At 63.5% G+C, this 11,976-nt stretch carries 10 protein-coding genes, 1 pseudogene and 1 other annotated feature; of the genes and pseudogenes, 8 read left to right on the top strand and 3 right to left on the bottom strand.

What is annotated here, in order from left to right:
- Positions 1-414: 414 nt before the first annotated feature.
- A complete protein-coding gene (locus NA8_RS31830; RefSeq protein ID WP_063053997.1) occupies positions 415-1,020 on the bottom strand; it encodes a TetR/AcrR family transcriptional regulator in 606 nt (201 codons plus the stop codon).
- 94 nt (positions 1,021-1,114) lie between these two features.
- Between NA8_RS31830 and NA8_RS31825 the strand changes: the two genes are divergently transcribed.
- The 7 genes from NA8_RS31825 (at position 1,115) to NA8_RS31795 (ending at position 9,009) form a co-directional block, all read left to right on the top strand.
- Positions 1,115-1,963 (top strand): alpha/beta fold hydrolase, encoded by an 849-nt coding sequence (locus NA8_RS31825; RefSeq protein WP_063053996.1) that lies wholly within the window; start codon positions 1,115-1,117, stop codon positions 1,961-1,963.
- A gap of 270 nt (positions 1,964-2,233) precedes the next feature.
- The gene (locus NA8_RS31820) at positions 2,234-2,941 is read left to right on the top strand and encodes an SDR family oxidoreductase (RefSeq protein ID WP_063053999.1); all 708 of its coding nucleotides are present in this window, start codon (positions 2,234-2,236) and stop codon (positions 2,939-2,941) included.
- Between the two features lie 174 nt (positions 2,942-3,115).
- A complete protein-coding gene (locus tag NA8_RS31815) occupies positions 3,116-4,108 on the top strand; it encodes an NADP-dependent oxidoreductase (protein ID WP_063053995.1) in 993 nt (330 codons plus the stop codon).
- Positions 4,109-4,647: 539 nt separating this feature from the next.
- Positions 4,648-5,802, top strand: coding sequence for a serine hydrolase domain-containing protein (locus NA8_RS31810; RefSeq protein ID WP_063053994.1), 1,155 nt, complete (start codon positions 4,648-4,650; stop codon positions 5,800-5,802).
- A 70-nt stretch (positions 5,803-5,872) separates the two neighbouring features.
- The gene (locus NA8_RS31805; protein ID WP_063053993.1) at positions 5,873-7,849 is read left to right on the top strand and encodes a primary-amine oxidase; all 1,977 of its coding nucleotides are present in this window, start codon (positions 5,873-5,875) and stop codon (positions 7,847-7,849) included.
- Positions 7,846-8,289: a hypothetical protein gene (locus NA8_RS31800; protein WP_063053992.1), complete on the top strand. Its 444-nt coding sequence runs from the start codon at positions 7,846-7,848 to the stop codon at positions 8,287-8,289. The genes NA8_RS31805 and NA8_RS31800 overlap by 4 nt, the downstream gene beginning before the upstream one ends.
- A gap of 72 nt (positions 8,290-8,361) precedes the next feature.
- On the top strand, positions 8,362-9,009 hold the full coding sequence (locus NA8_RS31795; RefSeq protein WP_157107034.1) for a TetR/AcrR family transcriptional regulator: 648 nt from the start codon (positions 8,362-8,364) through the stop codon (positions 9,007-9,009).
- A gap of 271 nt (positions 9,010-9,280) precedes the next feature.
- Here NA8_RS31795 and NA8_RS31790 read toward each other — a convergent pair whose 3' ends face one another.
- A complete protein-coding gene (locus NA8_RS31790; RefSeq protein WP_063053990.1) occupies positions 9,281-10,036 on the bottom strand; it encodes an AMP-binding protein in 756 nt (251 codons plus the stop codon).
- 78 nt (positions 10,037-10,114) lie between these two features.
- Positions 10,115-11,232: pseudogene (locus NA8_RS31785) on the bottom strand (integrase core domain-containing protein).
- Positions 10,817-10,945: a sequence feature (AL1L pseudoknot), on the bottom strand. Its footprint overlaps the pseudogene before it by 129 nt.
- Positions 11,233-11,543: 311 nt before the next feature.
- On the opposite strand from NA8_RS31785, the gene NA8_RS34235 reads away from it, so the two are divergent.
- The gene (locus NA8_RS34235) at positions 11,544-11,714 is read left to right on the top strand and encodes a hypothetical protein (RefSeq protein WP_157107033.1); all 171 of its coding nucleotides are present in this window, start codon (positions 11,544-11,546) and stop codon (positions 11,712-11,714) included.
- The last annotated feature ends 262 nt before the right edge of the window (positions 11,715-11,976 follow it).

Genomic DNA, 11,976 nt, shown 5'->3' with positions numbered 1-11,976 from the left:
GGGCAACAACGGAAAGAGATATCAATGAGACTGGCGCGATCCAGCTGAGCTCGAGCCGTTCAAATAGCAGGTCAGAGGCGTTTTTTGACACGCCACAACCTCACCGGACGTCTAGATCCCTTGACTCTCTCAGGGGCGTCGTCGAACCATGTTCTCGACTGCCCACAGTCGGACGCCCCGCCACCTGCCGGCTCTGCACGTAGGCGCAAAGACGGCGGAAAGCGTCGCGAAGACACAGTCGAGCGCAGTTTGGTCGACAACTTCGGGCCAGCGACGGGCTTATACCCCTTAGCGCGAAAGGCATCCATCCAGCCGCAGGGGGAACAGAACGTGCCGACCAGTTCGACCTACCGGGCCATTGTCGATCCTGCCGACCCCGGCACGCCACCCTCGCGGCGGTCGATGTCGTGCCGGTCAGTCGGCGTCGCACGTTGCTTGATTTATGAGCACTTCGGCGGTCGCTCGGGCGTGGGCCCAGGGTGCCGGATCGTCGAGGGAGGTGGAAAGGGCTGCTGCCCCCTCATAGAGGAGGGCGAGCTGGTTGCCCAGCAGCTGCGGGTCCGCGGCGCCCGCTCGTCGGGCGAGCTCGGTGAGTCCGTCGATGTAGTTCCGCTTGTGTGCGTGGACGATGTCTCGAACGCCGGGCATGCTGTCGGCTGCCTCGACTGCCGCGTTGTGAAATGGGCAGCCGCGCATCGGCGTGTCCACGGCGCGTGGACTGTCGAACAATGCGAGCAGCAGCGCACGCGGGCTCGGATCGGAGTCCGGCGGTGGCGCGTCGGTGGGGTTTCCTGCGCGTTGCCGGAGCATCCGCAGATATTCCTCCACCAACGCGGCCTTACTCGGGAAGTGTTGGTAGAGAGTTCTTTTCGAGACAGACGCTTTTGCCGAGATCAATTCGACGCCGGTAGCGTTGATGCCTTCGTTGTAGAAGAGCTCCGCAGCTGCGTTCAGGATGCGCTGACGCGCGCCGCGCCCTCCTCGACGGGACGGCGCCTGGGTACTGGTGAGCGAAGCCATGAGTTAAGTATACCGATCTGTTTACAAGTAGGCGGCGGCCGAGTAGCGTCTTACCCAGGAAGTACACCAATCGGTTTACATCAGGAGGTAGCTCATGACTCGAGCCAGCAGCACCTTGTACACAGATGCGCCGACGAAGTCTGCGCAGGTCGGCACGACGCGGTTCGCGTATCGGGAGCTGGGTCCCGATACTGGCGTACCGGTGATCTTCTTGAATCATCTGGCCGCGAACCTGGACAACTGGGATCCCCGAGTGGTCGACGGCATCGCGGCGAAGCGCCGCGTGGCCACCTTCGACAACCGCGGCGTAGGCGCGTCTGAAGGCACGACACCAGGCTCGGTGGAAGCGATGGCAACAGATGCCGTCGCGTTCATCCGCGCATTGAGCTTCGACCAGGTCGACCTTCTGGGATTTTCCCTCGGCGGGTTCATCGCGCAGCAGATCGCGCACAGAGAGCCGGCGCTGGTTCGGAAGCTGATTCTCGCGGGGACGGGTCCGGCGGGAGGTGAAGGCATCGCCGATGTGACCTCGGTGACCTACCGCGACACATTCAAAGCAGTGGCCACCTTCAAGGATCCGAAGGAGTATCTGTTCTTCACCAGAACCGCGAACGGCAAGTCGCAGGCCCGTGCGTTCGTGAAACGTTTGAAGGAACGCGCAGTCGACCGCGACAAGGCGATCACGCTGCGAACTTTCCGCACTCAGCTCGCGGCCATCCACGCGTGGGGCCTTCAGCAGCCCTCCGACCTCAGTCGCATCCAACACCCCGTCCTGGTGGCCAATGGCGACGACGACCGAATGGTGCCCACCAGCAACTCATTCGATCTAGCACAACGTCTTCCGAATGCCACGCTGCGGATCTACCCCGACGCCGGACACGGCGGCATATTCCAACACCACGACAAGTTCGTCGGAGAAGCACTCGACTTCCTGGCTTCGTGAGAAGCACCACCGGTCCCGCGAGGTACTGCCGCCGCTCGATCAGCGTGAAATCGATGAACTCGAAGCCCTCCCCGATAGCGGCAGGACAGAGAAAAAGACACGCCAGCGGGCGGACTTCGGCAATGCCGCACATCGCGGCTTGTTCAGCGTCCGGCCCGCCCTGATTCAGTCGGAGCGATCGCGTCCGAAGCCCATTGCGAATAGTACACCGACCGGTGTAACTTCACAGAAGTAAACCGAACGGTTTACATACATCAAGGATGTATGACCATGACTTCCCTCGTCGACCAGACGGTGCTGGTTACCGGAGCCAACCGCGGCATGGGCCGCCAGTACGTCGAGCAACTACTCGACCGTGGTGTGGCAAGGGTCTATGCCGCCGCCCGCGATCCACAGACAATCCACGTGGCGGACCCACGCATCGTTCCGCTGCGGCTGGATGTCACGAGTGCGATATCGGTCGCCGAAGCGGCCGAGACCGCAACCGATGTCAGTGTTCTGATCAACAACGCCGGCATCGCCCGCGGAGCCTCGGTGCTCGACAGGTCCACGGACCCGCTTCGCGCGGAACTCGAAACGAACCTGTTCGGTCCGCTCGCGCTGGCTTCCGCGTTCGCCGACCGGATCGCCGAGCGCTCCGGTGCTATCGTCAACGTCTCCTCGGTTCTCGCGTGGCTTCCCGTCGGCGCCAGCTACGGCGTATCGAAGGCGGCGATGTGGAGCGCAACAGATTCCATGCGCACCGAACTCGCCCCACGAGGGGTGCAGGTGATGGGTGTCTATATGGGGCTCGTCGACACCGACATGGCCAAGTTCTCGGATTCGCCGAAGTCCGATCCCGCGGATGTGGTTCGCCAAGTGCTCGACGGCATCGAGGCCGGCCACACGGAGGTATTGGCCGACGAGCTGAGCCGTCGGGCACGCGCATGGTTGAGCGAACCCGTGGAGGACCGGCTCGCGCGGCTCACGAGCAGCTGAGCGACGTCGCAGTAACGTTCACCACACGCAATAACTCGGTTAGAGATCCCGCCGGCGGATTCCCACTACTAACGAGACATATTTCCGCGCAACGCCATGAGCAAGTGGCCGGGCTTATGCTCGAGACCACCACGCTGCGCATCCATCACCCAAGAGGCAGAGAAGGCAGGTGACATGAAGGCGTTCGTCGTCGAGTCCTACGGCGAGAACGGACTACGGGCCGCAGATGTACCCGAGCCCGGCGTGGGCCGTCGTGACGTACTGGTCCAAGTCCGCGCGGCCAGTATCAACCCGCTCGACAAGATGGTCCGCAACGGCGAGTTCAAGCAACTGCTGAGGTACAAAAGGCCCTTCATACTCGGACACGACGTCTCCGGTGTCGTGACCGAAGTCGGCGCAGACGTGCACGCCTTCACAGTCGGCGACGAGGTGTATTCCAGACCGCGAGACCTTCGGATCGGCACCTTCGCCGAGTTCATCGCGATCGATGAGGACGATGTAGCACTCAAGCCTCGCTCCTTGTCGTTCGACGAGGCCGCTGCCGTACCGCTCGTCGCGCTGGCCGCCTGGCAGGCACTCGTCGACCTCGCCCACCTTCAGCCGGGCCAGAAGGTCCTCATCCATGCCGGTGCGGGCGGCCTCGGCTCGACCGCCATCCAGGTCGCCAAGCATCTGGGCGCCTACGTCGCCACCACAGCCCGCACCAACGACGTCGACAAGGTCCGCAGCTTGGGCGCCGACCAAGTCATCGACTTCACCGAACAGGACTTCTCCGAGATCCTCACCGGATACGACGTCGCGCTGGACTCACTCGGGGGCGCCAATCTGGAGAAGTCCCTGACCGTACTGAAGCGGGGCGGGCTCGCCATCAGCGTAGTCGGTCCACCCGACCCCTCCTTCGCCAGACAAATCGGCCAACCGCTCCTCGCCCCGGTCATGGCACTGTTGAGCCGCAAGATCCGCAAGCAGGCGAAGAAACACGGAGTGCGCTACTCGTTCTTCTTCATGAAGGCCAACGGCGCACAACTCAACGAACTGGCCTCGCTGTATGACAGCGGCGTCCTGCGGCCGGTGCTCGACCGCACCTTCCCCTTCGACCAGGCGCTCGAGGCGATGGCGTACGTCGAACAGGGCCGCGCCAACGGCAAGATCGTCATCACGCGATGAGCCAGGCCACCACCCCCCCGAACTGCAAACACCCCCAACGTTAGGCATCGTCGCCGGTAGGTCACGTGCGGTGAGCGCCGTGCGCGCCCTCGATCTCCAGAAAGCGTTGGACGGGTACTAATCCAGTGCACACGGGAGTGATTGCGCAGAAGCGATTGCAGCTTCGTGTTGCGACAGAACGACTCAGCCGTAACGGTCGTCGCTTCCACGCCGCCACCTGGTCTACCTCTTCAGCAGTCTCACACCGTAGCTTCGATTCCGCCCACATGGGCAGCCCGAACGGCATGATCGGCCCGCGCCGAGGCCCGGCCAACGGCCCGCGAGGCACCTCCCGGTCGTGGGGAGTCGCCCCGATTCGACGTTTCGGACGTGTGAAGGCACGGTAACGTTCGAAATATATCGCTACCAATCGGTACGCATACCGACCGTTACTGATACATTTGCCTCTCGTCAGGGGTGGTCGTAGCGAAGAGGCCGCCAGAGTCTCCGGTCAGTCATCCCCTGTCGGGAGCTACTCGTCCCACGATCAAAGGAAGCCGATGCCGTACACACCTCCCAGCAATCTGCTCGAGATGGGCCTGTTCACCGGTGCGCCTCAGCACGAGAATTTCTGTCGAATCGCGGAGATCGCGAGGACGACGACGATGAAGCCCTCCCCCGCGCCGCGGCCGTGGCCGGTCGGTTCGCCGATCACGCTGCCCGAGACCTACATCTTCGATGGGCAGACGAAGGAGACCGAGAATTTCCTGGTAGACACCGACACCGCAGCTCTGCTCGTACTGATCGACGGCGTGATCCGCTACGAGCGCTACATGCTCACCGGCGGACCCGATGTGCGCTGGCTGTCGATGTCTGTGGCCAAGAGTTTCGTCTCGGCGCTGGTCGGCATCGCGGTTCAGGAAGGACACATCGCAGACATCGATGAGTCGATCAGCGCATATGTGCCGGTCGATTCCGGTTCGGCCTACGACGGAGTCTCCATCCGGCAGGTGTTGCAGATGTCGTCGGGAGCGCGTTGGAACGAGGACTACAGCGATCCTGAATCCGACGTATTCGGTATCAGCATGGCGTTGCTGGACGACCGGGGCTTGGACAAATTCGTTGCCGGCATGGTTCGAGAGTCCGCCCCGGACACGGTGTGTCGATACAACTCCGGTGAAACGCAGATCCTCGGCTCGCTCATCGCCCGCGCTACCGGGATGTCGGTCAGCGAGTACATGAAGCACAAGCTCATCGACCCGCTCGGCTTCGAAGCATCCGGGCACTGGGTTACCGACGGGCTGGGGACGGAGATGTCCTATGCCGGGCTCAACCTGACAGCCCGTGACTTCGCCAGGTTGGGCGAGCTGTATCGCAACAAGGGCATGTGGCACGGCACCGAGATCCTGTCGGCTCGGTGGATCGAGGATTCCACCACTATCGATGCGCCGATCCGGCAGCCGGGCAAGCCCCTCGTCGGCGACCACGCATTCGATCTCGGCTACGGCTATCAGTGGTGGATCCCCGCCGGTGAGCGTGGCGACTACAGCGCAATCGGTGTGCTGAACCAGCTCGTCTACGTCGATCCGGCCTCGGACACCGTCATCGTGAAGCTCTCGGCCAACCGTCACTACGGCGTCGCGAATCTCGAGAGCACCAACAGGGATGTGGAGAACGTGGAGTTGCTTCGGACGATCGCCCGAGCGCCGCATTGAGACCGGGCGCGACCACCGGCACCCGACTGACACCTGTCTTTGCACCGCCTCCCAGCCCCGAGGAGTATTCGTGATCACCCCACCTGAAAGCACCGAGTCCGCCGTGACGGCGGTCGACCATCCGCTCGCGCTCTTGACCGCCGAAGAGGTCGACACCACGCGTGCCATCGTGGCCGCGTCGAATCTGTTCACCGACACCACCAGATTCGTATACGTGGGCTTGGCGGAGGCTTCCAAGGCGGAGATCCTGGCGTACCGACCCGGCATGCCCTTCAACCGACGTGTCGATGTGATGTTGCTGGACCGGGCGAATGGCAAGGGCACGCTCGCGACCGTCGATGTGAGAGCCGGCGTTTTGGAGCGCAGCCGGGACCTCGTGCCGGCGATCGACGGGCAGACCGCCATTCTGGACGAGGAGTTCGACGACATCGAAGGCTGGGTGATCGCTGACCCCGTCTTCCGCGAAGCGTTGCATCGCCGCGGGATCGAGCCCTCTCTGGTCCGCGCGGTACCGTTGTCCGCCGGGAATTTCGGCAACGAGGCGGAAGCAACTCGCCGCATGGCACGCGTGATCGCCTTCGTCCAGAACGACGCCTCGGATCTGCCTTGGGCGCATCCCATCGATGGGCTGGTCGCCCATGTCGACCTCATCAAGGGAGAGGTTTTCGAGGTTCTCGACCATGCCCTGTATCCGGTGCCCGCCGAACGCGGTGAATGGAACGCGGCACCCCACGGTGACGGAATCGCTCGTACCGACCTCAAACCGATCGAGATCACCCAACCCGAGGGCCCCAGTTTCTCGGTCGAGGGCAACAAGATCAGGTGGGCCGACTGGGAGTTCCGCTTCACCTTCGACGCCCGGGAAGGACTGATCCTGCACCAACTCGGCTTTCACGACGACGGTGCTGTGCGTCCAGTTCTCCATCGAGCGTCCATCGCGGAAATGGTGGTGCCCTACGGTGATCCGCAGCCCTCCCGCTACTGGATCAACTACTTCGATCAAGGCGAGTACATCTTCGGCCGCTATACGAACTCCCTCGAACTCGGTTGCGACTGCCTGGGCGAGATCACCTACTTCGATGCTGTCGTCTCCGACGAGAAAGGGCGACCGCGCACGATACGCAACGCGATCTGCCTGCACGAGGAGGACTACGGTGTGCTGTGGAAGCACACCGACATGTTCAACGGGATGGCGGAAACACGACGGCAGCGTAGGTTGGTGATTTCGTTCTTCCTGACCATCGGAAACTACGACTACGGCTTCTATTGGTACCTCTACCTGGACGGAACCATCGAACTCGAAGCCAAGGCCACCGGCGTCGTATTCCCCTCCGCCTACACCGGCCCCGATGGGTTCGCCACCGAGATGGCACCGGGCCTGGGGGCACCGTTCCATCAACATCTGTTCTGCGCACGGCTGGATGTGGCGATCGACGGCCACACCAACAGCGTGGACGAGGTCGACGCGGTTCGAATGCCGGTCAGCGACATCAATCCACACGGGAACGGATTCCGTCAGCAAAAAACCCGACTGACCAGCGAACAAGATGCCCAGCGCCACGCCGACAACCGCAAGGGACGTCACTGGCTGATCACCAACCCCGACAAATACAACAGACTCGGCCAGAACGTCGGCTATGCCCTCTACCCGCAGGGACAACCCGAATTGCTCGCCGATCCGTCCAGCGCTGTGTACAAGCGCGGCGCATTCGCCAGGAATCATCTCTGGATCACGGCTCACGACGAGAGTCAGCGGTGGCCGGCCGGTGAGACCGTCAATCAGGCCCCCGGCGACGATGGTCTCGCCGCATGGGTGTCAGCCGACCGGCCGGTCGACGGACGGGACATCGTCGTCTGGCATACCTTCGGGCTCACCCACTTCCCCCGTCCGGAGGACTGGCCCGTTATGCCTGTCGACTACGCGGGGTTTACTCTGAAACCGGTGGGATTCTTCGGTCGTAATCCCGCGCTAGATGCTCCCAAGGCTGTGAGCGACCACTGCGCGGCCCCGGCCGGACAATGCCAGGCAAATCAGAACCCGGCATGACCGATCACCGCTCGTTGATCATCGCCTCGACAGTGCTGGCAAGCATTTGCCTGGTCGCTCACCTCGCGATGTTCGTCAACGGGCCCGACGCGCTGGCCTCGGTGCTGGTGGTCGCGAGTCTGCTCTGCGTGAGGTGCTCCCGATTGTTGCGCAGACGGGCCACCGTCACCGGATGGTCGATGATGGCGGGACTCAATCTCGCCATCATCGCCGGACATCAACTGATGGGGCACCAGACTGGCGAGCACTCGAACAGCCACGTTGCTGGGCATTCGGCGATGTCCACCATGGAGCACGATGTCGGCTCCTCCACGCTGGACTCGATAGCGATGGACGTGTCGGTCGGGGCGGCGGGGTTCGAGTTCGCGATCGCCGTCGTCGCTGTCGCCGACACGTGGTGGCGAGGACGGACTCACCCCCGAACGGGCGAATCCGCATGAACAGGCAGACACCTCGCGCGCTGGACGCGGCCGCGCACGAGGTTGCCGTAACCGCTGGATAGGCTATCGCTGATGGCTACCTCCCCTTCTGCCGAAGAGCCAGGGCGAGTCGACGGACGAACTCTGCGCCACCAGCACCGACGTCCCGAAATCGTCGCGGCCTTGGCCGAGTACTTGCTCGACACGGGGATCGCCGAGCTGTCGTTGCGGTCGGCCGCGGCCGCGATCGGGGTCTCCCATGTCACGCTGGTGCGACATTTCGCCACGCGAGAGGATCTGATCACCGAAGTGGTCGCCAAGATCAGATCCGACCTCGTCGCTCGGATTCGGGCCGATCTGCGGGACTACCCGACCGCGGGGCTGGCCGAGTTCGTCGAGCGCCAGTGGCGTCAGTTCAGCGCCACGGACGAGGCCCGGCAATTTCTGTTGCTGTTCGAGATCACAGCACGCAATGGCCGCGCCGCCCCCGACAGCCGGCTCGACATCGGACAGTCGTTGACCATCGACATCACCGATCCGCTACGCGAGGAGTTGGCGCGTAGATTCGCGATGAGCGCCCGGTGCGCAGAGGAATTGGCGACCGTGCTCACCGCGCAGATCCGGGGCCTGATGCTCGACATGATGCTCTCCGGTGAACGCGATCGAGTGGATCGAGCCATGCACAGCTTCATCGCCCAGATTGCGCAGAATCTGGATCCTCTCGTCAACCCGCATGGCTGAATCAGTTTTGGGTTGGCCGGTTTGCTCGGCGACATGGCTGGGCACTCGAGCACTCGGCGAAGGGACGACGGTGATCGATGACCGCGCCCGGCTCGATTACCCGGAAACGATTCGACCGTCCCGCCGCTACGACATCATTTCGCACTGGGGAGACGCGGTAGGGCACCGCACGGCCAGACCGCTGGGGCGCCACGACGCATAAACTGCTACGTGTCTTCTCCCGTCGTCGGTCACTCGGCCACCCGCGCTACCCGCACGATCCACACGCGAGCTATCTGCTGTTCGCGTAGAGGGCGTCGATATCCTCGGCGTGCGTGGTGGCGATGATCGCGCGGCGCAGTTTCATCGTCGGGGTCAGTTCGCGACCGGGTTCCCATTCGCGTTCGACGATCGCGAACTTCTTGATCTGCTCGACCCGGGCGAGTGTCGTGTTGGCCAGGTCGATCTGTTCCTGGACCTCCTGTGCGAGGGCGGGATCATCGAACGCCCGATCGCCGACAGCGGCGGGATCGAGACAGACCAACGCGACGACGTAGGGGCGGGCCTCGCCGATCGCGCACACGTGGGCGATGAGGTTGCCCGCCGAGCGGACCGCCATCTCGATGTTGGCCGGGGAAAGGTTCTTGCCCCCAGCGGTGATGATCAGTTCCTTCTTGCGGTCGACGATCCAGACGAACCCGTCGTCATCGATGCGCGCGATGTCACCGGTATGCAACCAGCCCTGGGCGTCGAGGGCCTCGCCGGTGCGGGCGGACTGATCGCGGTAGCCGCGCATGATCTGCGTTCCACGCACCAGCAGTTCACCATCGGCCGCCCTCGCCACCTCCACCGAGTCCAGAGCCCGGCCGACGCTGCCCGGTCGTAGCCGGCCCGGGGTGTTGACCGCGACCAGGCTCGACGCTTCCGACATACCCAGTCCCTCGCACAGCGGCAGCCCCAACGCCACGAAGAACGCCACCACTGCGGGCGGAGTAGGCGCGGCACCGGTGATCGCCCACCTGACCTCACCGAATCCCAGGCGATCCAACAGTCCGGCACCGACGGCAGGGTCCGCGGCGCAGTCGGCGAGGACTGAACCGTCACGGGTTCGGGACCGGCTTCGGTTTTAGACCAGCGCCGGTCGGCGTGGTGGTTGTTGAGCGTAGTAGGTGCTCTCGTATTCTGCGGGGGTCAGGTAGTCCAGCCGGGAGTGCAGGCGGGCGTTGTTGTACCAGTCGACCCATTCCATGAGCGAGTACTCGACGTCGGCGAGGGTTTTGAACGGAGCTCGCCGGTTGACGACCTCGGTCTTGAACAGCCCGATGATGGACTCGGCCAGCGCATTGTCATACGCATCGCCGACCGATCCAACCGATGCCGAGAATCCCTGTAGAGCAAGTGATTCGGTGAACTTCACCGAGGTGTATTGCTGCCGGCATCGGAATGATGGATCAGCCCTGGCTCGATCGGGTGCCCGTAGTGGTCGCGTCGCCAGACAGCCATGTTGAGCGCTTTGGATACCAGCGCGGTCGTCTTCGAGCTGGACGCCCCGGTTGAGCTTGTCCCCGGCCCGCACGCCATCCTTGCTGGGGATCGTGGTGCGGTGCCTTCGGCCGCGCACGGCGCCGTTCATGCCCAACGCGCGCATGAGCCGGTCGACCGTGCAGAACGCCGCCTCGTGGCCTTGCCTGCGCAGATACCGGGTCATCTTCCGGCGGCCATACATTTCTTCCGGCTTGCCGTGCACATCACGCAGCGAGTTCTCCAGGTAGGCGTCGGCGATATCGCGGTGCGATGGGGGCCGTCGTCGGGCCCTGCGATAGGTCCGTGGCGCGATCTGCACCCCATGCGCGGCCAGCACACGACAGATCGACTCGACGCTATAGACCTTGCGATACTCGTCGATGAACCCGACGATCAACGGTGTCGCGGGTCGAGTTCCCGCGCAAAAAAAGCCGACGCCAACGTCAGAATCTCGTTGGCCTGCTTCAAATCTCGGTTCTCTCTCCGAAGCCGATCCAGCTCTGCCCGCTCCGCCGTCGACAAGCCCTCCGGCGCGATCGGCTGGCGCCGGCCTGGCTCGGCCTCCGCCTTGACGATCCATACCCGCAGCGTCTCAGGATGCACATTGACCATAGGGCCGATCGCCTGAGCAGCGGCATACGCGGATGGATACTCGTCGAGGTGATCGAGAGCCAGACGCAGGGCCTTCTTCCGGACCTCGGGCGGGTAGCGCTTCGGCATGGTGACCATCTTCCTCAAGAAGGGAAGCAGCCCCAACCCGTGACGGTTCAGTAGGTGACAACCGGCACGACTCCTGTTGCCTGCGAACACGCAGGGTGGCGCGAAGCAACCAAGGTGCGCTTCAATAGATGTCGGGAGAACCAGCAGACGTCACGACAGAGGTGACTTCATGCTGTTTCATGCCCGTATCGCGGTAGCTGGTGGATGGTTTCCGGCATCCGCCTCGACCGTTGCGAGACAGGTCGCGTGCACGGTCCGCTCCTTTCGCGCGGCCCAGGCCGCTCACCAGCAGCTCCCACAGGGGGCCTGGCATGGGTGAGAACACCGATCGCTCGCGGGAATGGACCGACGAGGACCTCGCCTACATCAACGAGATCCACCAACGGCTTTCCGGTCCGCTCTCCGAGCGTCAACTCGCCGTGCTGCGCCGATGGTGGCAAGGCGGCTACGTTACAGACCACACCGACGAGCCGGAGACCTGAAGTCTCAGGCGACCGGCCCACAACCCCGCACTTCTCGAGGCGTCCCATTGCCTCTAACCAAGCATGGCGAAAGAGTCCGAACCCCGTGAGATCGATCGTTCGCAGTTCCCACGGACTTCAGTCCACCGGCGAGCCCGGAACAATCCGCTGCGCCCACGCGCGGCAATCATCGCTCACCGCACCCAATCAATCATGGCCCTCACCCCGCTGCCGCGTGATACAACTCCCGATGCTCCGCCCACGGACGCGCCCGCTCCTCCGC

Source organism: Nocardia arthritidis NBRC 100137, assembly GCF_001612765.1.
GTDB classification, from domain to species: Bacteria; Actinomycetota; Actinomycetes; order Mycobacteriales; family Mycobacteriaceae; genus Nocardia; species Nocardia arthritidis.
Note: the sequence above shows the minus strand (reverse complement) of the source record. Positions and strands in the feature narration are given on the sequence as shown.